Origin of the sequence: Ciceribacter thiooxidans (assembly GCF_014126615.1) — a bacterium.
In the GTDB taxonomy this organism is placed as follows: domain Bacteria; phylum Pseudomonadota; class Alphaproteobacteria; order Rhizobiales; family Rhizobiaceae; genus Allorhizobium; species Allorhizobium thiooxidans.
Genome location: NZ_CP059896.1, coordinates 904,829 through 930,531 on the forward strand (window position 1 = coordinate 904,829; position 25,703 = coordinate 930,531).

Annotated in this window: 20 protein-coding genes and 3 pseudogenes; 8 read left to right on the top strand and 15 right to left on the bottom strand. The window is 62.3% G+C overall.

What is annotated here, in order from left to right; genetic code table 11:
* Nucleotides 1-137: 137 nt before the first annotated feature.
* A complete protein-coding gene (locus H4I97_RS04230; protein WP_182306684.1) occupies nt 138-1,247 on the top strand; it encodes a DUF2333 family protein in 1,110 nt (369 codons plus the stop codon).
* A 54-nt stretch (nt 1,248-1,301) separates the two neighbouring features.
* On the opposite strand, the gene H4I97_RS04235 is transcribed toward H4I97_RS04230, so the two are convergent.
* Nucleotides 1,302-2,018 carry a helix-turn-helix transcriptional regulator gene (locus H4I97_RS04235; protein ID WP_182306685.1) on the bottom strand — a complete coding sequence of 239 codons (717 nt, stop codon included), beginning with the start codon at nt 2,016-2,018 and terminating at the stop codon, nt 1,302-1,304.
* A gap of 163 nt (nt 2,019-2,181) precedes the next feature.
* The gene (locus H4I97_RS04240; protein ID WP_182306686.1) at nt 2,182-2,643 is read right to left on the bottom strand and encodes an Lrp/AsnC ligand binding domain-containing protein; all 462 of its coding nucleotides are present in this window, start codon (nt 2,641-2,643) and stop codon (nt 2,182-2,184) included.
* Between the two features lie 110 nt (nt 2,644-2,753).
* Here H4I97_RS04240 and putA point away from each other — a divergent pair, with 110 nt between their 5' ends.
* A complete protein-coding gene (putA, locus tag H4I97_RS04245; RefSeq protein WP_244658713.1) occupies nt 2,754-5,873 on the top strand; it encodes a bifunctional proline dehydrogenase/L-glutamate gamma-semialdehyde dehydrogenase PutA in 3,120 nt (1,039 codons plus the stop codon).
* 201 nt (nt 5,874-6,074) lie between these two features.
* Nucleotides 6,075-7,753: pseudogene (locus H4I97_RS04250) on the top strand (formate--tetrahydrofolate ligase).
* 149 nt (nt 7,754-7,902) lie between these two features.
* On the opposite strand, the gene H4I97_RS04255 reads toward H4I97_RS04250, so the two are convergent.
* The 3 genes and pseudogenes from H4I97_RS04255 to H4I97_RS04265 all read right to left on the bottom strand — a co-directional run.
* Nucleotides 7,903-9,363 (bottom strand): argonaute/piwi family protein, encoded by a 1,461-nt coding sequence (locus H4I97_RS04255; protein ID WP_182306687.1) that lies wholly within the window; start codon nt 9,361-9,363, stop codon nt 7,903-7,905.
* Nucleotides 9,360-10,700 carry a DUF4365 domain-containing protein gene (locus H4I97_RS04260; protein WP_182306688.1) on the bottom strand — a complete coding sequence of 447 codons (1,341 nt, stop codon included), beginning with the start codon at nt 10,698-10,700 and terminating at the stop codon, nt 9,360-9,362. The genes H4I97_RS04255 and H4I97_RS04260 overlap by 4 nt, the downstream gene beginning before the upstream one ends.
* A gap of 245 nt (nt 10,701-10,945) precedes the next feature.
* Nucleotides 10,946-11,083, bottom strand: a pseudogene (locus H4I97_RS04265) (extensin family protein); the annotation flags it as partial.
* A 194-nt stretch (nt 11,084-11,277) separates the two neighbouring features.
* On the opposite strand from H4I97_RS04265, the gene H4I97_RS04270 reads away from it, so the two are divergent.
* Nucleotides 11,278-11,688, top strand: a complete 411-nt coding sequence (locus H4I97_RS04270; RefSeq protein WP_182306690.1) for an ester cyclase — start codon at nt 11,278-11,280, stop codon at nt 11,686-11,688.
* Between the two features lie 9 nt (nt 11,689-11,697).
* On the opposite strand, the gene H4I97_RS04275 is transcribed toward H4I97_RS04270, so the two are convergent.
* From H4I97_RS04275 to H4I97_RS04290, 4 genes and pseudogenes are all read right to left on the bottom strand, one after another.
* Nucleotides 11,698-12,108 (bottom strand): MarR family winged helix-turn-helix transcriptional regulator, encoded by a 411-nt coding sequence (locus tag H4I97_RS04275; RefSeq protein WP_182306691.1) that lies wholly within the window; start codon nt 12,106-12,108, stop codon nt 11,698-11,700.
* 137 nt (nt 12,109-12,245) lie between these two features.
* Nucleotides 12,246-12,383: pseudogene (locus tag H4I97_RS24510) on the bottom strand (extensin family protein); the annotation flags it as partial.
* Between the two features lie 127 nt (nt 12,384-12,510).
* Entirely contained in the window at nt 12,511-13,638 is a 1,128-nt protein-coding gene (locus tag H4I97_RS04285) for a M24 family metallopeptidase (RefSeq protein ID WP_182306693.1), read from the bottom strand.
* Nucleotides 13,639-13,932: 294 nt separating this feature from the next.
* On the bottom strand, nt 13,933-14,739 hold the full coding sequence (locus H4I97_RS04290) for an extensin-like domain-containing protein (RefSeq protein WP_182306694.1): 807 nt from the start codon (nt 14,737-14,739) through the stop codon (nt 13,933-13,935).
* A gap of 292 nt (nt 14,740-15,031) precedes the next feature.
* Here H4I97_RS04290 and H4I97_RS04295 point away from each other — a divergent pair, with 292 nt between their 5' ends.
* Entirely contained in the window at nt 15,032-17,221 is a 2,190-nt protein-coding gene (locus tag H4I97_RS04295; protein ID WP_182306695.1) for an anthranilate synthase, read from the top strand.
* 523 nt (nt 17,222-17,744) lie between these two features.
* Here the strand turns inward: H4I97_RS04295 and H4I97_RS04300 are convergent.
* Entirely contained in the window at nt 17,745-18,059 is a 315-nt protein-coding gene (locus H4I97_RS04300; RefSeq protein WP_182306696.1) for a HigA family addiction module antitoxin, read from the bottom strand.
* Entirely contained in the window at nt 18,031-18,315 is a 285-nt protein-coding gene (locus H4I97_RS04305; protein ID WP_182306697.1) for a type II toxin-antitoxin system RelE/ParE family toxin, read from the bottom strand. Before H4I97_RS04305 ends, H4I97_RS04300 begins: the two co-directional genes overlap by 29 nt.
* Nucleotides 18,316-18,524: 209 nt before the next feature.
* Here H4I97_RS04305 and H4I97_RS04310 point away from each other — a divergent pair, with 209 nt between their 5' ends.
* From H4I97_RS04310 to H4I97_RS04320, 3 genes are all read left to right on the top strand, one after another.
* Nucleotides 18,525-19,427, top strand: coding sequence for a cation diffusion facilitator family transporter (locus H4I97_RS04310; protein ID WP_182306698.1), 903 nt, complete (start codon nt 18,525-18,527; stop codon nt 19,425-19,427).
* A 12-nt stretch (nt 19,428-19,439) separates the two neighbouring features.
* Complete coding sequence (gene queF, locus H4I97_RS04315) at nt 19,440-19,904, top strand: preQ(1) synthase (protein ID WP_182306699.1); 465 nt, start codon at nt 19,440-19,442, stop codon at nt 19,902-19,904.
* A gap of 186 nt (nt 19,905-20,090) precedes the next feature.
* Complete coding sequence (locus H4I97_RS04320) at nt 20,091-22,313, top strand: putative bifunctional diguanylate cyclase/phosphodiesterase (protein ID WP_182306700.1); 2,223 nt, start codon at nt 20,091-20,093, stop codon at nt 22,311-22,313.
* 12 nt (nt 22,314-22,325) lie between these two features.
* Here the strand turns inward: H4I97_RS04320 and H4I97_RS04325 are convergent, their stop codons facing one another.
* The 4 genes from H4I97_RS04325 to H4I97_RS04340 all read right to left on the bottom strand — a co-directional run bounded on the left by H4I97_RS04325 (nt 22,326) and on the right by H4I97_RS04340 (nt 25,589).
* On the bottom strand, nt 22,326-23,081 hold the full coding sequence (locus H4I97_RS04325; protein WP_182306701.1) for an amino acid ABC transporter ATP-binding protein: 756 nt from the start codon (nt 23,079-23,081) through the stop codon (nt 22,326-22,328).
* Entirely contained in the window at nt 23,078-23,758 is a 681-nt protein-coding gene (locus H4I97_RS04330; RefSeq protein ID WP_182306702.1) for an amino acid ABC transporter permease, read from the bottom strand. The genes H4I97_RS04325 and H4I97_RS04330 overlap by 4 nt, the downstream gene beginning before the upstream one ends.
* 238 nt (nt 23,759-23,996) lie before the next feature.
* Nucleotides 23,997-24,770 (bottom strand): amino acid ABC transporter substrate-binding protein, encoded by a 774-nt coding sequence (locus tag H4I97_RS04335; RefSeq protein WP_182306703.1) that lies wholly within the window; start codon nt 24,768-24,770, stop codon nt 23,997-23,999.
* A gap of 246 nt (nt 24,771-25,016) precedes the next feature.
* Nucleotides 25,017-25,589 carry a HupE/UreJ family protein gene (locus tag H4I97_RS04340; protein WP_182306704.1) on the bottom strand — a complete coding sequence of 191 codons (573 nt, stop codon included), beginning with the start codon at nt 25,587-25,589 and terminating at the stop codon, nt 25,017-25,019.
* Nucleotides 25,590-25,703: the final 114 nt, after the last annotated feature.

Below are 25,703 nucleotides of genomic sequence, written 5' to 3' on the forward strand. Positions count from 1 at the left end.
GGGCGGGACTGCTTCTATGATGCGGTCGTATGCGGTGGCGTGCGCATCGCCGGGCTGTTGCATCCCGGCCCTGCCCGACATATCTGCTTGACGAGAGAAAGCTTTCGCCAAGGCTGCGACGGCACAAGGAGACGACCATGCTTGATCCGATCATCGCGTTCTTCCACCGTGTCTTCAGCGCTATCGGGCGGGGCGTGGGACTGGTGGTAGCATCGCTGCTCTGGCCGTTCCTCGCGGTCCATGGCTGGTATTCGCGCCGCACCTGGCTGATCCGCGGCCCCATTCTCCTGCTCCTGGTCATCATCATCGCCTTCTATGCCCAGTTCTTCTGGCGCACCCAGGTCTGGTACAATTTCGATCCGGAATTCGTTCAGGCCTACAAATTCGAGGAGCGCACGGTTCCCGCCGGCCAGCCGATCGCGGAAAAGCCCGGCACCTGCGAAGGTTCCGCGATCGTCAGCGTCGTCTCCGACCTCACCGATACCAACGTCAACAAGAACACGTGGATATCCTCGACGCTGTTCTACAAGCTCGGCTTTTTCGGCGTCGACTGGGACCACACACCCTTCTTCGACAACAAGGCGTCCTTCCAGCGCGGCGTGAACCAGGTCGCCCGCCGCATGGCCATCGAACTCGTCGACAATCTCGGGCGCGTGCGCGGCACCTCCAGCATCAATAATGATCTGCAGGAGGCTCGCGGCAACATCCAGTTCGACGAGGGAACCTGGTACTTCGGAACCAGTCCGTTCGGCTTCAAGACGCCGACGCCGAGCTTTTACCGTGCGGCGATCCGGAACTGGACGAAGTTCAATACGGATCTCGCTTCCTGCAACGCCGTCTTCGACCCGCGCGCCGACAATCTCGTCCAGCTCCTCGACCGCATGGCGAGCGATCTCGGCAGCACCTCCGACATCCTGCGCCGCCGCTCCGAGGAGTTCAATTCGGGCTGGTTCGATACGCGCGCCGACGATCGCTTCTGGTTTGCATACGGTCAGCTCTACGGCCAGTATGCCGTCCTGCGGGCGGCCCACGCCGACTTCGTCGACGTTATCCGGGACCGCAACCTGACCGCCATATGGTCGGAGATGGAAAAGCAATTGCAAGCGGCGCTCAGAATTCAGCCCGCGATCATCTCTAACGGCAGCGAGGACGGCTGGATCATGCCGACGCATCTCGCGACCATGGGGTTCTACCTGCTTCGCGTCCGCTCGAACATGGTGGAGCTGCGTTCGGTGCTCGACCGCTGAGCCAGCAGCGAGAAACCGGCGGAGCAGGCCTCCGCCGGGAGATGCCAAAAGACGTCAGATTAGCTTGAGGCGGATCGCCTTGGCGACGAGTTGCGTGCGGTTGACGCAGTCGAGCTTCTTGATGGCATTCATCATGTAGGCATTGACCGTGTGATCGGAGAGCGAGAGAATCTGCCCGATCTCCACCGAGGTCTTGCCCTGCGCCGTCCATCGAAGCACTTCCAGCTCGCGCGCCGAGAGAAGGTTCGCGCAGGCCTTCTCGGCACGGCGGATGCGGTCGAACACGTCGAACGCCTGCAGCGTGATCATGCCGAGCTCGTTGATTTCCGCCTGGGTCAGCGGAGGGCGGCTGCCGTCGTAACGGAAGTAGTAGCGGCTGGAATCGACCGAGGTCAGCGGAAAGACGAGGCCCATCCGCAATCCGTATTTCCGCAGCAGGTCGAACATGGCCGGAGGAAAGTCGAAGTCGCAGGCGCCGTCATCCTCGACGGTCCAGCACTGCGGCATCACGGACCGGCTGAGTTGCGGCAGCACGGGGCAGTAGCGCAGCAGGCGGTTGCTGTCGAACTCGCGGATGTATTGTGCGGAAAGCGTCGTCTCGAGGAAGTGCGGAGCCAGGAATTTGTCGCCGGGCGAAGGCACGGTCAGCACCGAGACATGCTGCAATCCGAACCGCTCAGCGACCCGCAACATACAGTCCAGGAATTCGGAACGTGTCTCGATGCTCGAAATTTCGCTGCTGAGAAGCGACTGGCGCTGGGCGGTTATCATCTTGCGGGGTTCAAATTAGACCTGTTGTAATGTTAACTTTAACGAATATAGCAGAACGATTGAAAAGTCAGCTTTTTTTACCGGTGTCGTTAACCGGGAACGGGGACAATTTTGGGCTGTTTCGATTTATCGTTAAATCCCAATATCTTATCTTTTCTATGTGTCAGACCGGAAGGAGTGATCCGGCTTTGACTTCCTCCATCACGGCATAGGTATGCGTCTCTCTTACGCCCGGTAGTGGCAGAATCACTTCGGAAAGAAACTGGCGGTAGGCCTCCATGCCTGCGACGCGTGCCTTGACGAGATAGTCGAAGCCCCCGGCGACCATGTGACATTCGATCACATCGTCGCTGCGCTTCACCGCGGCCGCAAAAGCGTCGAAAACATCGGGCGTGGTGCGGTCGAGCTTGACTTCGATGAACACCAGCAGATTGCGGCCGAGTTTCTGTGGCGACAGGATCGCCATGTAGCCGATGATGAAGCCGTCGCGGGTCAGCCTCTTGACCCGCTCCGCGGTGGCCGTGGGCGACAGGTTCACGCGCTCGGCCAGTTCGATATTGGTGAGCCGGCCTTCCTTCTGCAGCGCGCGGAGGATCTTGCGGTCGAGGCGGTCAAGCTCTTTCATTGTTCCCTATCCATATCGGAATTTGCGGATATTTCCACTGACTGTATATCAAAATATGGTGAGTATCGCTAGTATGTTGTCGTTATGTTGCCGATAACACGGAGGTGACAATGATCAACCCAGACATGCCCGCAATTCCCCCCTTCAGCGCGCCCTTCGCAGGAGACGACGACGTTCTTCTCGGGCAACTCGCCGCGGAACTTTCCTTCACGCCCGGCCAGAATACGGCGATCGACCGGCGTGCGGCGCGCTTCATCGAGGCGATCCGCGACAATTCGGGCTCGATCGGCGGGGTGGAGGACTTCCTGCGCGAATACGGGCTTTCCACCCGCGAGGGGTTGGCGCTGATGGTGCTGGCGGAAGCGCTGCTGCGCGTGCCCGATGCGCTGACGCAGGACCGCCTGATCGAGGACAAGCTGAAGGAAGGCGGCTGGAGCGAGCATGAGGCGCATGGCGACAGCTGGTTCGTTTCGGCGTCCGCCTGGGCGCTCGGCCTGTCCGCCCGCGTCATCCGTCCGGGCGAGACGCCGGAAGGCGTCGTGCGCGGGCTCGTCAAGCGGCTCGGACTGCCGACGGTGCGCAGCGCCACCAAGCAGGCGATGCGGTTCCTCGGCCATCACTTCGTGCTCGGCGAGACGATGAAGGACGCCTTGTCGCGCGCCGCCAAGAGCGAGGAGAAGGGATATCGCCACTCCTTCGACATGCTGGGCGAGGGCGCGCGGACGTCGGCCGACGCCAAGCGCTATTTCCAGTCCTATGCCGAGGCCATCGAGGCGATCGGCGCCTTCATGGCGAAGCACGGAAAGGGCAAGCGGCTGCCCGAGCGCATGGGCATCTCGGTCAAGCTCTCGGCGTTGCATCCGCGCTACCTCGCGACTCATCGCGACCGGGTCATGCGCGAACTGGTGCCCGACCTCCTGAAGCTCGCGCAGATGGCCAAGGCCCACGAGCTCAACTTCACCGTCGACGCGGAAGAGGCCGACCGGCTTGAGCTTTCGCTCGACGTGATCGCCGCCGTCTTCGCCGATCCCTCGCTCGCCGGCTGGGACGGCTTCGGCCTGGCGATCCAGTCCTACCAGAAGCGCGCGCCCGAGGTGATCGACTACATCGACGATCTCTGCGTCGCGCACGGGCGGCGGATGATGGTTCGCCTCGTCAAGGGCGCCTACTGGGATACCGAGATCAAGCGGGCGCAGGAGCGGGGGCTCGACGACTATCCCGTCTGGACGCGCAAGCCGGCGACGGACCTCGCCTATCTCGCCTGCGCGGGCCGGATGCTCGCCAAGCGGGAACGTATCTTCCCGCAGTTTGCGACCCACAACGCGCTCACCGTCGCGACCATCCTCGAACTTGCCGGCGCCGACCGTTCCGGCTTCGAGTTCCAGCGCCTCCACGGCATGGGCGAGGCGCTCTACAACAGTCTTCTTTCCGGCGAGGATCGCGTCGCCTGCCGCATCTATGCGCCGGTCGGCGGCTATCGCGACCTGCTCGCCTATCTGGTCCGCCGCCTGCTCGAAAACGGCGCCAACTCTTCCTTCGTCGCCGTTGCCGGCGACAAGAACGTGCCTGTCGAGAAGCTGCTGGAACGGCCGGCGGAGCGGCTGGGCCTCGACGAGGGCCGCAGCGTCCGCCACAGCCAGATCCCGCGACCGCTTCAGATCTATGGTGCCCGCAAGAACAGCGCCGGCTTCGAATTCGGCCATCGCGAGAGCCTCGCGCAACTGGTGAAAGACCTCTCCGCGGCGAGCTTCGACATTGCCGCCGTGCCGCTGGTGCCGGGTGTGGCGCCTGCCGGCGAGGCGCAGCCGGTGCTCGCTCCCGCCGACCGGTCGCGCCGCATCGGCACGGTGGTGAATGCCACCGCCGCCGACGTCGACAAGGCGTTCATCGCCGCACGCAAGGGTTTTGCGACGTGGTCGCGCGAACCCGTCGAGACGCGGGCCGCCTCCCTCGAACGCATGGCGGACCTTCTCGAAGCCGATCGCATCCGGTTCGTCGCGCTGCTTTCCGCCGAAGCCGGCAAGACGCTCGACGACGGCATTGCCGAGGTGCGCGAGGCGATCGACTTCTGCCGCTACTACGCCGCCGAGGCGCGGCGGCTCTTCGCCGCGCCGGAAGCGATGCCCGGCCCGACCGGCGAGGACAACCGCCTGCTCTGGCGCGGCCGCGGCGTGTTCGCCTGCATTTCGCCGTGGAACTTCCCGCTGGCGATCTTCCTCGGACAGGTCTCGGCGGCGCTTGCCGCCGGCAATGCGGTTCTCGCCAAGCCCGCGCCGCAGACGCCGCTCGTCGCCTATGAGGCCGTCCGGCTCTTCCACAGGGCCGGCGTTCCGGCCGACGTGCTCTGCCTGCTGCCGGGCGCCGGCGAAGTCGGTGCGGCGATCGCCGCCCATCCGAAGCTCGGCGGGCTTGCCTTTACCGGTTCGACCGCCACCGCCCAGGCGATCAACCGCTCGCTTGCCGCCAAGAACGGGCCGATCGTGCCGCTGATTGCGGAAACCGGCGGCATCAACGCCATGATCGTCGATGCGACCGCACTCGGCGAGCAGGTCGCCGACGACGTGGTGATGTCGGCCTTCCGCTCGGCGGGCCAGCGCTGCTCGGCGCTTCGCATCCTCTATCTGCAGGAAGACATCGCCGACGGCATGCTGGAGATGATCGAAGGGGCAGCGCGTGAGCTCACCCTCGGCGATCCGGCGCGGATCACCACCGATGTCGGCCCGGTGATCGACGAGAAGCAGCAGGCGATGCTGACCGGCCATATCGAGGACATGCGCAAGTCGCAGAAGGTCCGCTATGCCGGCACGGTGCCGAATACCGGCGTCTTCGTCGCCCCGCACATCATCGAACTCGACCGGCCGGAGGCGCTGACCAAGGAAGTCTTCGGCCCCGTCCTGCATGTCGTGCGCTGGAAGGCGAAGGACCTGCCCAAGGTGGTCGAGGCGATCGGGGCGACCGGCTACGGCTTGACGCTCGGCGTCCATAGCCGCATCGAGGCGACGGTGCGCACCGTCGCCGAAACCCTCGACGCCGGCAATGTCTACGTCAACCGCAACATGATCGGCGCGGTCGTCGGCACTCAGCCTTTCGGCGGCTCGGGCCTTTCCGGCACCGGCTTCAAGGCGGGCGGACCGGCCTACCTGATGCGCTTTGCGCAGGAGCAGGTGGTCTCGGTCAACACGGCGGCCGCCGGCGGCAATGCGAGCCTGATCGCCATCGGCGAGGGGTGAAGGCGGAACTGGTCGCCCGCCTCACGGGCGACCTCTCTCCGATACGGGGGCGCCTGCGCCATTTGGTCCCGAAATTGTCGGGGCCAAACGCTTGCTGGCCTGCGGTCCGCCGGTTAAGGATCAGGTATATCACGCCGTTTTCGCGCAGACGGAGAGCGCCTTGCCCGGTTTCAGGACGTGAGACAAAGGGGAGGGGTGTGCATGACCGGCATGAAATCCGACATCGAGATCGCACGCGCGGCGGCAAAGAAGCCGATCACCGAGATCGGGGCGAGGCTCGGCATTCCGCCGGAGAAGCTCGTCCCCTACGGTCACGACAAGGCGAAGATTTCGGCCGATTTCATCAGGTCGCTTTCCTCCCGGCCGGACGGCAAGCTCATCCTCGTCACCGCGATCAACCCGACACCGGCGGGCGAGGGCAAGACGACGACGACGGTCGGCCTCGTCGACGGCCTGAACCGCATCGGCCGCAACGCGATGGTGTGCATCCGCGAAGCCTCGCTTGGGCCCTGCTTCGGGGTGAAGGGCGGGGCGGCCGGCGGCGGCTATGCGCAGATCGTGCCGATGGAGGACATGAACCTCCATTTCACCGGCGATTTCCACGCGATCACCTCGGCGCACAACCTGCTTTCGGCGCTCATCGACAACCACATCTACTGGGGCAACGAACAGGCAATCGACAGCCGCCGCGTGACCTGGCGCCGCGTCATGGACATGAACGACCGGGCCCTGCGCGAGGTCGTCTGCTCCCTCGGCGGCGTGGCCAACGGCTATCCGCGCGAGACGGGCTTCGATATCACGGTGGCCTCCGAGGTGATGGCGATCCTCTGCCTCTCGGAGGATCTCGCCGACCTCGAACGCCGCCTCGGCGAGATCATCATCGGCTATCGCCGCGACAAGAGCCCGGTGCGGGCCCGCGATATCAAGGCCGACGGCGCCATGGCGGTGCTCCTCAAAGACGCCATGCAGCCGAACCTCGTGCAGACGCTCGAAAACAATCCGGCCTTCGTCCATGGCGGACCCTTCGCCAACATTGCCCACGGCTGCAATTCGGTGGTCGCCACCCGCACGGCGCTGAAGCTTGCCGATTACGTGGTGACCGAGGCGGGCTTCGGCGCCGATCTCGGGCGGAGAAATTCTTCGACATCAAGTGCCGCAAGGCCGGCCTGCAGCCCGCGGCGGCGGTGATCGTCGCGACCGTCCGGGCGCTCAAGATGAACGGCGGGGTGAAGAAGGACGAGCTCGGGCAGGAGAATGTGGACGCCGTCGTCGCAGGCGCGGAAAATCTCGCCCGCCATATCGAGAACGTCCGCAAGTTCGGCGTGCCGGTCGTCGTCGCGATCAACCATTTCGGCTCGGACACCGAGGCCGAGATCGAGGCGGTCAAGCGCTGCGCCGCCCGTCAGGGCGCCGAGGCGATCCTCTGCCGGCACTGGGCGGAGGGCTCGGCCGGCATCACCGAACTCGCGACACGGGTCGCCGATCTGGCCCATGGCGGCACCGCGCATTTCTCGCCGCTCTATCCCGACAAGCTGCCGCTCTTCGAGAAGATCGAGCGCATTGCCCGCGACATCTACCGCGCCGGCGAGGTGACGGCCGACAAGCAGGTGCGCGAGCAATTGCGGCTCTGGGAGGAGCAGGGCTATGGCGGGCTGCCGGTCTGCATCGCCAAGACCCAGTATTCCTTCTCCACCGACCCTAGCCTTCGCGGCGCACCGGAGGGGCATGTCGTCAACGTGCGGGAAGTGCGGCTTTCCGCCGGCGCCGGCTTCGTCGTGGCGATCACCGGCGAGATCATGACCATGCCCGGCCTGCCGCAATCCCCCGCCGCCGAGCGGATTTTCCTCAATGAACAGGGGTATATCGAGGGGTTGTTCTGAGGGGGTGGGACGGTTGGTTTGGGCGAGGCGGACATTCTGTCGTTGTTGAAAGATGCGGCTGCTTTGCGCCTTCTAGTCGGTCATTCCAGCCGCCTTGCAAATTTCTGGCAACTGTCGGCCTGCTCAGTGGCAGAAACCTGCTGCAAGAATCATGTGTATCTGCGGAAATCAGGAGATACCTGCGTTCCAAACGCGATATGTTTGAGAATACGCCCGACTTCGCGCGCGGCCTTGATGGGTGCCGGCAGCTTCTGATCAAACTGTGTGCTGTTCCAGTTGACTTTGGTTAACGCCAAGACCTCTTCCGCAACCTTCGCAATCGCGCTGTCACTGTTCTCGTGCTGTACTAACAATAAGGGGCGAGGCACGCGCAACCCGGGATAAGTGCCATAGTATGGCACACTTCCGCGCGTGTAGAGCAAGCCCTTCCCACGCAAATCGACGAATGTGCCCCGCAGTACCGGGTAATTCCCATCACGGAAGATTGCGATCGGCGAGCTTTCCTGAACCCAAACGAGATCGCTGAGTTCAATCCCCGCACGGCGGAGCGCTGCATCGATACCCTCTGCTTCTTCAGGCCTGAACCGTGAGGTTTTCAGGATGACAATGCGCGCCGGAACATGGCGGTGATGCGCCTTGTACGTGGCGATCGACTGCGTCACCAAGTCATCGGCATCCTGTGCCGTCAGATATGGATGGCGGCCTCGCGTCTCGGTTTGTGCGCGGGCGCCGCGCAGTATGAGGCCACGCCCCCGTTCGTCAAACATCTGCGCCGTGCTCGTCCAAAGCTGCTGACCATCGACATCGCGGTAAAAGCCAATTCCGAGGAAGCTTGTTCGCAGACCAGCGTCGTCTGGCAGCAAACGCCATGGTACTTTTCCCGCCTTATAAAAAAGCGCGTTCAACAGGTTCCAAGCCCGTGTGGCCTTTGCCTGCGTCTGGCGATTGCTGTCGCGCTTGACCTTGCGCGGGATTTTTGCGGCATCATCCCATGTGTCCGGCCAGACAATCTGTGTCGGCACGTCTAGATGTAGCGTCCGGGCCTTGAGCAGGTCGCGGAAATCCAAGAGGATGTCCGTGCTAGCTTCCTCTTCATCCTCGGCGTCCTCATCGCGTTCTTCACTCCTGGCGTTGACTAGTTTTTCGATCAACAGGATGGGCAGCGCCAGAACAATTACATCCGGTTTGACGCTGCTTTCGGTCAGAGCCGTCAATTGCTCCGTGATCATTTCGACGGCCTGCCGCACAGCTTCATCGTGCTTGCCGATGGTGCGAATGTCATTGACCTGAGCGCGCGACATGGTCGCGGTCGCGCCGCTTGGCACTTCGAATTTGCAGCGGAACGGATTCTGATTTCCAAGTCCCGGAAAATCCGGATTCAGATTGATAAGTTGCTTATTCTCACTCGCGATACCGCGTGCGGTTTCATCGAGAAATTCCGTAAATCCTGCTACTGTTTCATTCGTGCCAATAACGCCGACGCGCACGACATCGCCCGATCGGGGTTGGAGTGGACCGAATTCACGCAGCCCCTGTCGCGGATCACAATGCTGCCCGCCTTCGCCGAACTCCAGAATGGGTTCATCAAAAACGCGTGTCTTGAAGTTCATGCGGACAGCCCTTCATCAAAAAGATCTGCCGCTATCATCTCTTTGGCGCGAGGATCTGTGCGATTCCATGTATCCTCCGGGACGGCCTGTGCCAGCTCAGCCAGAGGCAGTCTTTCAAAACCGAGGAAATGATCGCTCGCGGCGGTTTCCTGAAACAGATCGTTCTTCGGTGTGGCACTATCCTCAAGCAGACTCTGCCACATGACGACCTGCCCCCGCACCGCCGCATTGCGCTCAAGACGCTTCTTTCCTGCGAGCAAGGCTCCAGGGAAGGGATGCGGCTCGAATCCATTCCGCGTAAAATAGAAAGTTGGATCGATGACGATGAACCATTCATCGCCAAGTCGCTCAAAGCGAAGATTTGCGGCGTGATGGCGTACGTAGCCCGGCTTTTCGGGGAACTTCTTGTTCGGATAGTAGCTGACAACCTTGGCAGACGTGTCCTTGACACTGGAGGCATATCTGTAGCTGCGAGATTTGTTCATGCCCAAAGCGTGGAAGTAGAACAACCGCTCCTTGGCCAGGTGCCTGATCTGCGCCGCTGTCTGATGCGCAACGCTTCGACGCAGGAGCTCAATCGTGTCATTGGTATCGTCGAGTTCGTCGTTCAGCACGATAAGCGGTGTATCCACTGCCTCAACCTGATCGAGATCGACAATGGCGCGCGTTCCGAATTCCCTCGGGTCAAAGAAAGATATATACCGCCGTTTGCGTATGACCCAGTCAAAACGCGTCTTCTGCTGTTTAAGCAGTGCCGGAATGCCATCCCTTCCGGTACCGAACGGTGACGTGGCAATAAAGATTTCGTCCGGTAGACGGATACGCATCATGTTCAGGATTGCACTTTCGCCCATGTTTAAAGGCGGCACGTAGACACCCGGAGTCCGGCGGTCGATTGTCAGCGCAGCCAGCCGATCGGCACAATCGGGGCCAAAGGCATCGTCGCCTTTGTCGAACTTCAGACGACGTTCGTCGCCGTGCATCGCTTCAGACACGTCCTTCCAATACGCGGTGCCGTCGGATTGACGCCAGAGTACTATGATAACCGGGACATTGTATTTCCGCCAATACGCGAGATCAGTCGCCTTCATTACATATTCAAACTGATGATCCGTCTCGCGGATATATTTTCCATTAGCCGTCGATTTGACTTGCACGCCCAATAGCTTTCCAAGCGGTGCACCGCTGCGACGGTCGCGCAGTTCAATGAGGCCGTCAGTTCCGGCTTCCAACCTTCCCCTGTTCTCATAGATGAAGCCGATTTCGAGCACGATCTTCTTGACCGCCGTCTCGCCCAACTCCCCCAGAATCTGACTATCGGTGATTCTCTTTTCCATAGGGTGAGTATAGGCGCATCTGCGTCTTATGCGAGCGGTATGTTCCTGTTATGTTTCCATATTCCCACTTTTCCACATCAGTCTGCCTATAGGTGCGTCCAAGTTATCGCCATGAAGGACGACGCATATGTCAGCTTTTTCTTCCTCGCGCGCCAAAACCTGTCACTCCCCTCTCGCCCCCGAAATCGGTCCCCCGCTCACGTCCAGCCCCATACCCCCCCTCCACCCCCCATTCTCCCCCGCCTTCACCGGCAATACCGATACACGCCCGTCCGCTTCATCACGTCGAGATGCATGTGGCCGCGGTGGGCGTCGTCGCTGCCCGGCGAGAGGACGGTGGTGAAGTAGAGGCAGGCGGCGGCGTTGAGCGCGCGCTGGAAGGCGGCGACGGTGATCGCCGAGATCAATCATTTCGGCACGGACACCGAGGTCGAGATCGAAGCGGACATCCCATGATGCGCCTTTGATCATATTCCATCCACGACATCACTTGAAAATCCGCCCCGCAGCGGATAAGTCAAAATTATACAGTTGAACTGTATAATTTTGACAAGATAGCTGACGGGAAGGATCAATCATGTCTACCGACAACAAGGAGGTGGTTCGCCGCTTCAACATCGAGGTCATCCAAAACCGGAACGAGGCCGAGTTCCATGCCCTGATGGCTCCGGATTTCGTCAACCATTCAGCGCCGCCGGGAATGCCGAATGGTCCTGAAAGCATGTGGAACACATTCCAGAACGTCCTTCGCCCCGCCCTTTCCGACCTGAAGGTAACAATCCACGATCAGATTGCTGAGGGTGACAAGGTGACAACACGAAAGACGATCAGTGGCGTACACTCCGGCACATTGATGGGAATTCCCGCCACAGGCCGGGGCGTCGCCATCAGCGTCATCGACATCGTGCGGGTGGAGGACGGCAGATATGCCGAGCACTGGGGACTGAACACCCTGTCCAATGTCCTTGCTGCGCTGTCGAAGGCGTAGCGGTTCCGGCTACATCAGTCGCTCGATTACGAGGATTGCGGCTTGAAGCGTCTGTCTGTCCTGGTTGGATAGCCGCTCCTCGATCAAGGCCGCAATCTTCAATGTCCGGGCTTTGCGGGAGCAGGACAATTCTTCCCGTCCCTTCTGGGTGATGGAAAGAAGTCGACTGCGCCCGTCGGCCGGATTGGGCAGTTTGCCGACCAGTCCGTCAAGCTCCAGCTGTGCGGTGACCAATCGCATGCTCTGGTGTCTTACATTGCGGAGGTTTGCCAGTTCGGCAACAGTAAGCGGACCGCTTCGATCAAGGAGCGACAGCGTCTCTGACTGAGACGTGGTCGGCGTATTCGCCTCGTTCTTGACGAGACGGACAAATCTCCCAAGCGTGGCGCGAAGATCTTCCGCCAGCTCAAGCGCATCCATACGATTTTCAGAACTTGCTCGGTCGCTGGCCATTTGCCTTTGCCTCGGTGGAGAACACAGTTCCCTCCGGCATACACTGTCGCTCGCTATGAGTGAAATATCTCGAGTCCATCCACGCCCCCACCTTCCTCCCGTCTTCACCGGCAATACCGATACCCGCCCGTCCGCTTCATCACGTCGAGATGCATGTGGTTGCGGTGGGCGTCGTCGCTGCCCGGCGAGAGGACGGTGGTGAAATAGAGGCAGGCGGCGGCGTTGAGCGCCCGCTGGAAGGCGGCGGCGCGATCACAGAGATGAGATATGACGGCAAGATCGTTGCCGACGAGCGCAGAGATCGGCTCATCGAGCATCAGGATGAGCGGCGGTCCCTCCTCAGAGCGAGCTTTCGGGGCCGCGACATTTTCAGATGTCCAGAGGTAACTTGGATAGCCGGCGAAGAGCGCCATTTTCTATGACGTAATTCTGCTCGAGACGTATTCCACCCCGGAGATTGTCACCGTACAGGCCGGGTTCGAGCGTGAACGTGCAGCCCTCTTCAAAGATGTCGTTCGAACCCGAATTTATGAACGGGCGCTCGACCGGATCCAAGCCAAGCCCGTGGCCCAAGTGATGGTCAAAGCGCCAGTCATCGCGGTGGCTGTTCAGGATGGATGCAATCTCCTGGAAAACTGTCCCGCATCGAACACCCGGCCGGATCATGTCTTCGGCGATTGACAGTGCATGAACGACGCGGCCGAAGGCCTCCTCCTGCACTGGCGCTCGTGTCCCCGACACAGCGAAAGTCCGGCACATATCGGAAAAATAGTTTGCGACGACCGCTCCGGCATCCACGGGCAGAAGATCGCCCTCCACCAGAGGCACGGGGCGAGGCCGGCCGCCTGGCTGTCCCCCACGAAAATCGTTGCCCAGCTCCCCCATCGTCTGTCCCGCAGCCGCAATTGCAGCTCCCTGAAATAGGGCAAACACTTCGGTTTCCAGAAGTCCGGGGGCGATATGCGGCGCAATCGCACGGTATCCAGCTTCATTGGCGGCAATGGCCGCGGAAATCAGCGCGACTTCATCCGGGTACTTGCGTCGGCGCATCGACGAGATCTGCCCGGATATCGGTGTGATGGTCTGTCCTGCGATGTTGGTGCAATCCGCGCCAAGCGCCTTCGTTTTAGCGAGGCGAATATCCAACGACGCAATTGCCGCTCGCTCGCGGTCTTCGAACGTGGTCGCGAACATCGAATCGTCGAACCGGACTGTTTCATCGGTGTAGACGTCAGATCCCATTGAATTGCCGACCGAGATCAAACCGAAGCCATCACGGCCGACGAACCCAGAGGCTGGCGAGCTTCTCCATCCTCGCAATCCAAAAAAGTATGTCAGGTGCTGGGGGCGCGTGATCAGGGCTCCATCCAGGCCAACCTCAACAAGCCAATTGGAAAGGCGCGTGCGACGCTCCCGGCAACCTGCGGCTTGCAGTCTTGCCAGTGCCGCGAGGTCCACAATATTTCTCTCGGGATAGAGCGAGGTGGGTAGGCTCATGGACGATCTTCTCCAACTTCGTCTCGCTCCTCTTAGAGCCGACGCAGCATTCAAACCATTATCATCTATTCCTATACAATGCGGGCTTCTCTCTACAAGCTAGCATACTGCGTGAGGATGATCCGCCGGACAATGAACTCCGACGCGGCCCCGGCAAAGGCTTGCGATCGTTGGTACTTTCGTTCCAATTGCGAACCGTGACCTTCCGAGCCCAAGTCGGTCATCTATCGCGGGCGAGCGGAGGTCCGCTCCAGCCGCAAATCCCTCCTCCTACGTCCGCACCCCATCCCGCCTTCACCGGCAATACCGATAGCCGCCCGTTCGCTTCATCACGTCGAGATGCATGTGGTCGCGGTGGGCGTCGTCGCTGCCCGGGGAGAGGACGGTGGTGAAATAGAGGCAGGCGGCGGCGTTGAGCGTGCGCTGGAAGGCGGCGGCGAGGTCTGGCGCCTCGCTCGCGGCGATCTTCATCGGCACCGGGCCCTTCTCGAATTCGAGTGCGGAAATGTCGACGGCGTTGCCGCGGGCGTGTTCGGAAATCTTGCCCGTCTCGGCGCCGTTGCGCTTGCGGCAGACATAGCCGGATGCCTGGTGCACGGCCTTCAGCCTGCCCATGTCCGGCAGGCCGAGGCGCGCTGCCGGCTCTATGAGATCGCGGGTCATGTGGGCAAGCTGCAACAGCGTCTCGCAGCGCGCCGTCACCTCGGGTTCGATCGCGACCTCGGCCGAGAGCCGTGTCATCGCAACCGGCTTGTCGATGCCGCAGCCGTTGCCGTCATCGATACGCGGGAGCGTCCTGAAGGCGGCACCGAGGGATTTCAGCTCAGCCGTGCAGGCCTCGAACGCGGCCCTGTCTTCGGTTTCCACCGGTGGCGGCGGAGGAGGGGGCGGTTCGGCGGGTGCCGCCGTCTCCTTTTCCTTCTCCGGTTCCGGTGCCGCCGGCGCTTGTTTTTCCTTCGGCTTTTCAGCCGGCACGGGAGGCCCGGCGGCGGGGGTGCGGTCGGCCTGAGGCGGTTTCGGCAAGGGGACCGGAGGATTGTCCGGCGCGGCGATGGCGGTGGTGGCGGCGAGCACTGCCGCCAGCAGAAAAAGTCTCGGCAACCGTCCTGTCTCCGTTGTCGGGCCTGTCGACAACGGCTGGCGGCGTATTTGGTTTCATCGATAGACGAAATGGCGGTGCGCCAAGGCCTCTTGCGCGGCTGCCGGGTTGACGGTATGAGTTCTCGCATGACGACGTTTTTGAACATCGGTAACTGGTGGTGGGCTCGCTAACGCGGCCTTGACCAGTCATGTCCAGAGACAAGTGACCCAAAGCCGCCCGGAAAACCTGAGGCGGCTTTTTTGTATTCAGGCGCCTCCATCCGGGCCTTGAACGACGGAGTGAAGAGAGAGCATGACGACGATCATTCGGGATGATGGCGGGGAGACCTATACCACCCGCGGCGGTATCAAGGTGACGCGCTCGCGCCGGGCGGCGCCCTATGCCGATGCCATCAACGGCTACATCGACAGGCTCGACGAGCATCGCGGTGCGGTCTTTTCCTCCAACTACGAATATCCCGGCCGCTATACGCGTTGGGACACGGCGATCGTCGATCCGCCGCTCGGCATTTCCTGCTTCGGCCGAAAGATGTGGATCGAGGCCTATAACGAACGTGGCGAGGTGCTGCTCTCCTTCATCGCCGCAAGGCTGCGCACGGTCGGCGAAATCACGCTCGGCGCCTCGACGGCGCGTCGCCTCGATCTTTCGGTCAACGAGCCCGACCGGGTGTTCACCGAAGAAGAGCGCTCGAAGATCCCGACGGTGTTCACCGTGCTCCGCGCGATCACCGATCTCTTCCATTCCGAGGCGGACAGCTCGATCGGCCTTTTCGGCGCCTTCGGCTACGATCTCGCCTTCCAGTTCGATGCGATCAAGCTTTCGCTCGAACGTCCGGAAGACCAGCGCGACATGGTGCTCTTCCTGCCGGACGAAATTCTGGTCGTCGACCACTATTCGGCCAAGGCCTGGATCGACCGCTACGATTTCGAGAAGGACGGCGTGACGACCGAGGGCAAGGCGGACGCGATCGCGCCGGAGCCGTTCAAGGCGACCGACACGATCCCGCCGCGCGGCGACCATCGTCCGGGCGAATATGCCGAGCTCGTGGTCAAGGCCAAGGAGAGCTTCCGCCGCGGCGACCTCTTCGAGGTGGTGCCGGGCCAGAAGTTCATGGAGCGCTGCGAATCGAAGCCGTCGGAGATTTCCAAGCGCCTGAAGGAGATCAACCCATCTCCCTATTCCTTCTTCATCAATCTCGGAAATCAGGAATATCTCGTCGGCGCCTCGCCGGAGATGTTCGTGCGCGTGTCCGGCCGGCGCATCGAGACCTGCCCGATTTCCGGCACGATCAAGCGCGGCGCCGACCCAATCGCCGACAGCGAGCAGATCCTGAAGCTTTTGAATTCCAAGAAGGACGAGAGCGAGCTCACCATGTGCTCGGACGTCGACCGCAACGACAAGTCCCGCGTCTGCGAGCCGGGCTCGGTCAAGGTCATCGGCCGCCGCCAGATCGAGATGTATTCGCGCCTCATCCACACGGTCGACCACATCGAGGGGCGTCTGCGCGACGGCATGGACGCCTTCGACGGCTTCCTCTCCCACGCCTGGGCGGTGACGGTGACGGGAGCGCCGAAACTCTGGGCGATGCGCTTCATCGAGGCGCACGAGAAGAGCCCGCGCGCCTGGTATGGCGGGGCGATCGGCATGGTCGGCTTCAACGGCGACATGAACACCGGCTTGACGCTCAGGACCGTGCGGATCAAGGATGGGATCGCCGAGGTGCGCGCCGGCGCGACGCTCTTGAACGATTCCATTCCGGAAGAGGAAGAAGCCGAAACCGAACTGAAGGCATCCGCCATGATTTCTGCCATTCGCGATGCGAAATCCGGAAACGACGAGAAGTCGAAGCGCGGTGTCGCCGCCGTCGGCAAGGGCGTGAACATCCTGCTCGTCGACCACGAGGATAGCTTCGTCCACACGCTCGCCAACTATTTCCGCCAGACCGGCGCCACCGTGACGACCGTGCGCACGCCGGTCGCCGACGAGGTCTTCGACCGCATCAAGCCGGACCTCGTGGTGCTTTCGCCCGGCCCCGGCACCCCGAAGGATTTCGACTGCAAGGCGACGATTAAGAAGGCGCGGGCGCGGCAACTGCCGATCTTCGGCGTCTGCCTCGGTCTGCAGGCGCTCGCCGAGGCCTATGGCGGCGAGTTGCGCCAGCTCGCGATCCCGATGCACGGCAAGCCCTCGCGCATCCGCGTGCTGGAGCCCGGCATCGTGTTCTCAGGCCTCGCCAAGGAAGTGACCGTCGGCCGCTATCACTCGATCTTCGCCGATCCGGCGACGCTCGACCGTGACTTCATGATCACGGCGGAGAGCGAAGACGGCACGATCATGGGCATCGAGCACACCAAGGAGCCGGTGGCGGCGGTGCAGTTCCACCCGGAATCGATCATGACGCTCGGTCAGGACGCCGGCATGCGCATGATCGAGAACGTCGTCGCGCATCTCGCACGGCGGGCAAAGGAAAAGGCGGCGTGAGGATGATGGCGGGGCGCTTCGGCGCCTCGCGCTCTCTCAGAAAAGGCTCCAGACGCTACCTGCAGATATCAGTGTAGTGCCGATAAAATAGAGCGTACGAAAGACCCATTGGTTCAATCGCTCTGACAAGGTGACACCATCCCAAGTCTGTATATTCCAGCCCTGCAAGGCCAGGCTGGCCCAGAGCAGTATTGCTCCGCCTGCCAAGGAGACGGCGATGTCCCAGAAGTTGCTGGCGCCTGAGAGTTGGCCGAGAGCCCACCCCGACAATCCCCCCGCAACCATCGCACTTACTGCCCAGAGGAACGCCGAGGAATAGTCTTTCCTCACTTTGTGGATACTGTCTGATCCCTGTCGGGGGCCTCCCCCATTTAGCCTGACGTTGTCTTCGATCTCCTCTTGGATGAATTTTTCCGGAGATACTGCCATCAGCCACACAAGGCGAGCCTTCTGAACAAGGGACAATGGAGTTGGCTTGGGAGACGTCATGTGTACCATCTCGGTTTTCTAGAATTTCTGCGTGTCACGCCGCCCTCGGCTCGATCCGCTGCAGCTCGTCCTCTATTTCTCTCCGGCGCTCCAACAGATCGTAGTCGGCCTGCAATCCCAGGAAGAAGCCTTCGGACAGACCGAAATAGCGAGCCAGCCGAAGGTCAGTGTCCGCTGTGACGGCCCGCTTTCGGAGGACGATCTCGTTGATGCGGCGGGGAGGGACATTTACCGCGCGTGCCAGCGCATTCTGGCTGAGCCCCATCGGCTTCAGGAAGTCCTCGAGAAGAATGTCGCCCGGATGCGGGTTCGGCAGATGGTCAGTCATGGTAGTCGACGATTCCGACATCGCTCGGCCCTCCGTCATGCCACTTGAAGCAAATGCGCCACTGTTCGTTGATCCGGATGCTGTAGTATCCGGCCCTGTCGCCCTTCAATGCCTCCAGCCGGTTTCCCGGCGGGACGCGCAGATCCTGAAGCACGCGGGCGTTGTTCACCATGCGCAGCTTCCGCAGCGCGACCGCCTGAATGTCCGGCGGCAGCTTCCGGCTCCGCAAACCGGTCCAGATGCGCTCAGTCTCAGGATCGGCGAAGCTCCGGATCATGCGGCAGTATAACGTGACACGTTACGTATGGCAATGCGGAGCCCTTGTTTGAGGCGCACGAGCGGACTAGGGGGAAGGCATTCCGCCTTTGACAAAACCCGTTCTTTCCTTCATATGCACCGCCAGAAACCGCCCACCATCCGTGGGCGGTTTCGTCGTTGTGGAAGTAGCGAATGCAATTCGCTTGCAAGTGCAGGGGCGGCAGGAAGATGAAGACAGAGAGCAACGGCCTGGTACAGCGCCTGGCCTTTTGGGGCATTCCCCTTTCCGTCGGGGTGATGGGATTGAAGCTCGTCGCCTGGAAGGTGACGGGATCGGTGGCGCTGCTTTCCGACGGTCTGGAATCGACGGTCAACGTGGTCGCGGCGGTGGTCGCGTTCTTCGTCATCCGCTACGCCCAGAAGCCGGCGGATTCGAGCCATCCCTACGGCCACCACAAGGCGGAGTATTTCTCCGCCGTTCTCGAAGGCGTGCTGATCGTCGTCGCGGCGTTGCTCATCCTTCAGGAGGCGGTCGCGGCTCTTCCCAATCCGAAACTTCTCGACGCGCCGGTTCTCGGTCTTGCCATCAACTCGCTTGCGGCCGCCATCAACGGTGCCTGGGCGCTCACGCTTATTCGTGTCGGCAAGACGCATCGTTCCCCAGCGTTGCAGGCGGACGGCCATCATGTGCTCTCCGACGTGGTGACGTCGGGCGGCGTTCTGATCGGCCTTGTGCTCGCCATAGTCACCGGCTACGCGATCCTCGACCCGTTGCTCGCCATCCTCGTCGCGCTCAACATCATTTTCCAGGGTTGGAAGGTGATCTCGCATTCCGTTGCCGGCCTCATGGACCAGGCGGTCGAGCCTGAGGAAGAAGAGGCGATCAAGCAGGCGATCAAGGAGAACTGCGAGGGCTCGCTCGGGGTGCATTATCTCCGTTCACGTCGCGCCGGTGCCGCCACCTTCGTCGCTTTCGACCTGGTGGTGCCGTCGAAGATGACCGTCGGGGATGCCCATGTGATCTGCGACCGGCTGGAAATGGCCTTGCACAAGGCCTTGCCCGGCACGCGCGTCACGATCCATGTCGAGCCGGAGAACGAAATGGCGCACGGCAACGGCGTCGAAATCTGAAGGAGTTTCATGATGAGCAAGACCGACGTTTCCGGCCTGACCCAGCTCGGCCAGTCCGTCGAAGCGCCCACGACCCCGGAGTCGGCCGTCCTCGAGCGTGTGCCGAACGGCAATGCCGGAACAGACTACGTCGTCCGCTTTACCGCGCCTGAATTCACCTCGCTCTGCCCGATGACGGGCCAGCCGGATTTCGCCCACATCGTCATCGACTACATTCCCGGCGACTGGCTGGTGGAGTCGAAGTCGCTGAAGCTCTTTCTCTTTTCCTTCCGCAACCACGGTGCCTTCCACGAGGATTGTTCGATCTACATCGCCAGACGGATCATCGATCTCCTCGATCCGAAATGGCTCCGGATCGGCGCTTACTGGTATCCGCGCGGCGGCATCCCGATCGACGTGTTCTGGCAGACGGGCGAGGCGCCCGCCGGCGTGTGGCTTCCCGACCAGGGCGTTCCGACCTATCGCGGCCGCGGCTGACGGTCACAGACTTGCCGGCAGCCGCCGCGAGCGGCAGCCGACCGGCGCGAACGGCTCTTCGAGTGACGGATCGCACGACCCTCTTTTGCCACAGATTGTCTATTAGTACTTCATAAACTGTGAACGGAAGCCGCCCGTTAACGCCTGCCGTGCGATGGCAGGAGGGGCAGGGAGGCATGGACACGCATGGAACAAGGCGCAAACCGTCGCAGGGTCGCGACCTTTCCGCTCAAGGTGGTCCTTCTCACCGTCTGCGGCACAATTGCACTGGTCGTCGCCGCCCAGGTCTTCCTGACCTGGGCCACGAGGGTCATCGACGATCAGTCGGAGGCACGGCAGGTCCCGATCGCCGAGCATGTCATCAGCCAACTGCGTTCGCGCGTCGCCCATGACCAGGAGAGTTCGACCGTCTGGGACGAGGCCGTCGAGACGGTGCGCAAGCCGCCGAGTCCCGAACGGGACGAGTGGATAGACGGCAATCTCGGCAGCTGGATGATCTCCTATTTCGGGCACGATGCCGCTTTCGTGCTCGATCCCGCCGACCGTCCGATCTATGCCTACGTCGACGACAAGATCAGCGGGCCGGAAGCATTTGATCGCTTCCGCTCCGTCACCGAGCCGATGGCCTCGCGCCTGCGCGACATGCTCCGCAGGCAGGACAGGAGCCAGGTGAACGATCGCGTGCTCTCTCCGGGTGTCAGTGATTTCAGCAGGATCGGCGAGCATCCGGCCATCGTCAGCGTGAAGCCGGTGGTTTCCGACAGCGGCGAAATCGAGCAGGTGCCGGGGCAGGAGTATCTGCACGTCGCCGTGAAGTATCTCGACAGCGATTTTCTGCAGGAACTTTCGAGCGAGTACGGCTTCCACGGTCTCTTCTTCTCGCCGGTGTCGCAGAAGCTGCCCGGCACGGCCGAGCTGCCGATCGTCGCCGACAGTGGACAGATCGTCGGCTATTTCGGTTGGCTTCCCTACCGCCCGGGCTCGGCATTCCTTGCGTCGATCTCGCCGGCACTCGTCGGCGCGCTGCTGCTGCTGATCATCACGCTGACGCTCTTTCTTCTCGCCCTTTACCGACGCCTCAAGGTGAACCGTGCGCAGGAGGAGCGTATTCGCTTCCTCGCCAATCACGACGCGCTGACCGGGCTCCTGAACCGCACCGCCTTCGAGCGCGAACTCGACCTTGCACTAATGCCGGCGAAGGGGGCGGTTCCCCAGATCGCCGTGCTCTACCTCGATCTCGACCGGTTCAAGCAGATCAACGACACGCTGGGACACGGCGCCGGCGATGACGTCATCCGGGAGGTGGCGAAGCGGATCGGTGTGCTGTTGCCGCCGGAGGGACGTCTCTGCCGCGTCGGCGGCGACGAGTTCAACATCTTCGTGCCCTTCTCCGAGGTGTCCGAGGTCGAGGCGCTTTGTTCGCGTATCGTCTCGTCGATCGCGGAACCCTTCGTCATCGACGGGAAAACGACCTTTGCGGGTGTCTCGGTCGGTGCGGCCTATTCACCTCTCCACGGCGCGAACCGCAGCGAGCTCACCCGCAAGGCGGACGTTGCACTCTACAATGCCAAGGCGAGCGGGCGAGGGCGTTTCACGACGTTTGGCGTCCACATGGACGTTATCATCAGGGAGCGGGCGGAAATCGAGCGCGATCTCCACGCCGCACTCACCAAGACAGGCCAGTTCCATGTTCTCTACCAGCCGAAATACCGCGCGCGGACCGGCGATCTGATCAGTGTCGAGGCATTGGTACGGTGGTACCATCCGACCCGTGGCTGTCTCTCCCCGACCTTCTTCATTCCGATCGCCGAGGAGGCCGGCCTCATCAAGGCGCTCGGGCGATACGTCCTCGAGGAAGCCTGCAAGGCGGCCGCGAAATGGCAGATCGGCAGCGTGGCGGTCAACGTCTCACCGATACAGTGGCGCAATCCCGGTTTCGCATCCGAGGTCGAGGCGACGCTCGAGGCGACCGGCCTCGATCCACATCGGCTCGAGCTCGAAATCACCGAGACGGCATGGATGGATGGTACGTCCACCTGCATCGCCAACATAAGGGCATTGAGAGATCTCGGCGTTGCCATCGCGCTCGACGATTTCGGGACCGGCTTCTCCACCTTCGGCCGTCTGCACGACACGGAAGTCGATCACATCAAAATCGACAAATCGTTCATCGATGGGCTCGGCAAATCACGCGGTGACGAGGCTATCGTCCAGGCAATCGTGGATATGGCGCACGCGAAGGGCTTGAAGACGACGGCCGAGGGGGTGCAAACGCAGGAGCAGAGCGCATTCCTAACGGAGATCGGCTGCGACGAGTTGCAGGGCTTCCTGTTTTCGGAGCCCGTTTCCGTCCGGGACATCGACAAGCTGCTTGCGGACGGGGGGCAGCGCGCCCGGCCGCAGTCGTGACCGCGTCACCGCTCAGAGCGTCTGGGCGGCGCTGATCGAGGAGACGAAGCGGCGGGTGCGCTCGCGTTGCGGATCGCGGAAGATCTGCTCGGAGGCGCCCGTTTCAACGATCTGACCCGCTTCCAGAAAGACCACCTGATTGGCGATGCGCGAAGCGAGCCGCAGATCATGTGTCGCGATGACCATGGTCGTGCCTTCGCTTGCGAGCTTGCTCAGGACGTCGACGACCTCGCCGGCGAGTTCCGGATCGAGTGCCGATGTCGGCTCGTCGCAGAGCAGAACCTTGGGGGAGGGGGCGAGCGCGCGCGCAATCGCCACGCGCTGCTGTTGACCGCCGGAAAGATTGGCAGGCCAGGCATCCGCCTTGTGGGCCATGCCGACCTTGGTCAGGAGTTCGACGGCGCGGGCGCGGGCCTTTTCGCGGGGCCACTTCTGGACGACGAGAAGCCCCTCCATGACGTTCTCGATGGTCGTGCGGTGCGGGAAGAGCTGGAAGTTCTGAAACACCATGCCGGTTTCGCAGCGGATTTTCTGGATCGCGGCCCAGGGCGTCTTGCGGTCCGGTGCGAACTCGACCCGGTCGTCACCCACCTGGACGGATCCGGAGGTCGGGAGTTCGAGAAGGTTGATCGACCGGAGCAGCGTGCTCTTGCCGCCGCCGGACGGGCCGACGAGCGCCGTCACGCTGCCTTCCGGAAAGGTGAGCGAAATGTCATCGAGGATCACGGCCTCGCCGAAACGCTTCACGATGTGGGACAGTTCGATCATCGGTTGGCCTCCAGCATACCGCCGTAGCGGCCGAAACGGATCTCGAGACGCGATTGCAGCGCCGACAGAACCGAGCTCATGGCGAGGTAGATGAAGGCGGCCTCGACGTAGAGGATCAGCGGCTCATAGGTCGTGGCGACGATCCGCTGCGCCGACTGGAAGAGTTCCGGCACGGTGATCGCCGCGGCGAGCGAGGTGTCCTTGACCAGCGAGATGAAGGTGTTGGAAAGCGGCGGCACCGCGACCCGGCCCGCCTGAGGCAGGATCGTGCGGCGCATGGCCTGGCCCCAGGTCATGCCGGTGGAGTAGGCAGCCTCCCACTGGCCCTTGGGCACGGAGGCGATGGCTGCACGGATGATCTCGGAGGTATAGGCGCCGACATTCAGCGTGAAGCCGATCAGTGCGGCCGGGAAGGCATCGAGCAAGACGCCGATGCTCGGCAGGCCGTAGAAGATGACGAAGAGTTGCACCAGCAGCGGCGTGCCGCGGATCACCCAGACGTAGAAGCGGGCGACGAGCACCAGCGGCTTCGGCGCGAAAAGCCGTGTCACGGCCGTGACGAGGCCGAGCGACAGGCCAAGGACGAAGGAGAGAAGCGTCAGCGGAATGGTGAACTTCACCCCGGCCCAAAGCAGGGTCGGCAGCGAATCGGTCATCAGTTGCAGCCAGTGCGGCATGGCGTCGTCCTTGTAGATCGTCCAGAGTAGATAGTCCTCTCGACCGAACGGGGAAGGTGGGTCGGTGCCGCTTGTCCCTTCTCCCCGTCCTCACGGGGAGAAGGTGCCGGCAGGCGGATGAGGGGCGAAAACGTGCAGAACGGCGGCAAATTCGCAAACGTCTGCACCGGCGAGACCGGCGTGCCATGCCCCTCACCCTTGCCCTCTCCCGCGGGCGGGGAGAGGGGACGCCAGCTACTTACTTTGAAACGTCAGCCCCGAAATACTTCTCCGAAATCTTCTGGTAGGTGCCGTCTGCCTTGATGTCCGCGAGCGCCTTGTTGATCGCTGCCACCAGTTCCGGATCGCCCTTGCGGACGATGATGCCGGAATAGTCGGCATCGGCCTTCTCGGCGACGATCTTCACCGGCGCATCCGGCTTCTGCTTCTTGAAGTCGAGGAAGGAGAGGCTGTCGTTGATGGTGGCGTCGGCGCGGCCGGTCAGGACGAGCTGGATCGACTGATCGAAGCCGTCGGTGCCGACGAGTTCGGCGCCGGCGTTCTCGGCGAGCTTGCCGAAATTGCTGGTGAGCGACTGGGCCGACCTCTTGCCCTTGAGGTCCTCGAAGCTCTTGATGTCGGCGTTGTCGTCCTTGACGATCAGCACGGCCTTGGAGGTGATGTAGGGATCGGAGAAATCGTATTTCTGCTTGCGTGCCTCGGTGATGCCGACCTGGTTGATGACGGCGTCGTAGCGGTTGGCGTCGAGGCCGGCGATCAGGCCGTCCCACTTGCCTTCGACGAACTCCGCCTTCACGCCGAGCTTCTCTGCGACCGCCTCACCGATCTCGACGTCGAAGCCGACGAGCTTGTTGTCGGCGTCATGGAAGGTGAACGGCGCATAGGTGCCTTCGGTGCCGATCTTGAAAACGCCGGCCGACTTGATCTGGTCGAGGTTCTCGCCCGCCAGAACCGGGGCGAAGGTCAGGGTTTGCAGCGCTGCCGCCGCGGCGATCGTCTTGAGCCAGTTCATCGTGTCTTCCTTTCGGGTCACTCTTCGAATGGCGTTTTAATGTCAGATGGGGAAAGCGTTGGGAGGAGAGAAAAGCGCGAATTAAATGAGCAAATGAGAATATTTTACTCATGTTTCGGCACGTGTTCTCCCTCGCTGCGGCGCTGCCGGCCTGCCCAAACGCAAAACCGCCGCGAAGGTTCCCGATCTGGAGACCGGCCTTCGCAGCGGTTGCAGGAGAGGGCGGCCTCTGCCGCCCGTGTCGGATCAGCCGAAGATGAGCGCAGCGCCGCCGAGCGCGGTCACGGCGCCGAGAAGGCGGGTGGCGATCGTTCCCATGCGGGACAACGAGATGCCGAGGCCGACGCCGGCTACATGCAGCAGCGCGGTGGAGACGAGAAAGCCGAGGCCGAACTGGACGGCGCCGGCGGCACCGAGTTCACCGCCGTGGGCATGGCCGTGGAAGAGGGCGAAAAGGCCGACGATCGCGGCCGATGCCGCGGTCGGAAGGCGGACGGCGGTTGCCACCAGCAGGCCGAGGCCGATGACGGAGGCGAGCACGGCCGGCTCGACAAAGGGGAGCGCGAAGCCGGAAACCGCAAGCAGGAAGCCTGCAGCCATGGTGGTCACGAAGGCAGCGGGAACGGCGAAGAGCGCCCGGCCGCCGATCTGCGACGCCCAGAGGCCGACGGCAACCATCGCCAGCACGTGATCGGCACCGCTCAGCGGGTGAGACACGCCCGACATCAGCGAGCCGTGTTCGGTCGGATCGAGGTGGGCGAAGGCCGGGGCCGCAGCGGCGGCGAGGAAGGCGGCGGAAAGCGAAAGGCGTTTGAACATCTCTTGTCCCTCGGTTTGGTCGACACGGCGCCCGGACATCGGTCGCGCCTGCCTGAAGCTATAGGCCATCCGAACGTCTGACGTAAGCCGGTCAGTCCGGTTCGGCGGCAATTT

Coding starts and splice junctions, on each gene's coding strand:
- H4I97_RS04230 (WP_182306684.1), top strand. CDS start 138: ATGCTTGATCCGATCATCGCGTTCTTCCACCGTGTCTTCAGCGCTATC.
- H4I97_RS04235 (WP_182306685.1), bottom strand. CDS start 2,018: ATGATAACCGCCCAGCGCCAGTCGCTTCTCAGCAGCGAAATTTCGAGC.
- H4I97_RS04240 (WP_182306686.1), bottom strand. CDS start 2,643: ATGAAAGAGCTTGACCGCCTCGACCGCAAGATCCTCCGCGCGCTGCAG.
- putA (WP_244658713.1), top strand. CDS start 2,754: ATGATCAACCCAGACATGCCCGCAATTCCCCCCTTCAGCGCGCCCTTC.
- H4I97_RS04255 (WP_182306687.1), bottom strand. CDS start 9,363: ATGAACTTCAAGACACGCGTTTTTGATGAACCCATTCTGGAGTTCGGC.
- H4I97_RS04260 (WP_182306688.1), bottom strand. CDS start 10,700: ATGGAAAAGAGAATCACCGATAGTCAGATTCTGGGGGAGTTGGGCGAG.
- H4I97_RS04270 (WP_182306690.1), top strand. CDS start 11,278: ATGTCTACCGACAACAAGGAGGTGGTTCGCCGCTTCAACATCGAGGTC.
- H4I97_RS04275 (WP_182306691.1), bottom strand. CDS start 12,108: ATGGATGCGCTTGAGCTGGCGGAAGATCTTCGCGCCACGCTTGGGAGA.
- H4I97_RS04285 (WP_182306693.1), bottom strand. CDS start 13,638: ATGAGCCTACCCACCTCGCTCTATCCCGAGAGAAATATTGTGGACCTC.
- H4I97_RS04295 (WP_182306695.1), top strand. CDS start 15,032: ATGACGACGATCATTCGGGATGATGGCGGGGAGACCTATACCACCCGC.
- H4I97_RS04300 (WP_182306696.1), bottom strand. CDS start 18,059: ATGTCGGAATCGTCGACTACCATGACTGACCATCTGCCGAACCCGCAT.
- H4I97_RS04305 (WP_182306697.1), bottom strand. CDS start 18,315: ATGATCCGGAGCTTCGCCGATCCTGAGACTGAGCGCATCTGGACCGGT.
- H4I97_RS04310 (WP_182306698.1), top strand. CDS start 18,525: ATGAAGACAGAGAGCAACGGCCTGGTACAGCGCCTGGCCTTTTGGGGC.
- queF (WP_182306699.1), top strand. CDS start 19,440: ATGAGCAAGACCGACGTTTCCGGCCTGACCCAGCTCGGCCAGTCCGTC.
- H4I97_RS04320 (WP_182306700.1), top strand. CDS start 20,091: ATGGAACAAGGCGCAAACCGTCGCAGGGTCGCGACCTTTCCGCTCAAG.
- H4I97_RS04325 (WP_182306701.1), bottom strand. CDS start 23,081: ATGATCGAACTGTCCCACATCGTGAAGCGTTTCGGCGAGGCCGTGATC.
- H4I97_RS04330 (WP_182306702.1), bottom strand. CDS start 23,758: ATGCCGCACTGGCTGCAACTGATGACCGATTCGCTGCCGACCCTGCTT.
- H4I97_RS04335 (WP_182306703.1), bottom strand. CDS start 24,770: ATGAACTGGCTCAAGACGATCGCCGCGGCGGCAGCGCTGCAAACCCTG.
- H4I97_RS04340 (WP_182306704.1), bottom strand. CDS start 25,589: ATGTTCAAACGCCTTTCGCTTTCCGCCGCCTTCCTCGCCGCCGCTGCG.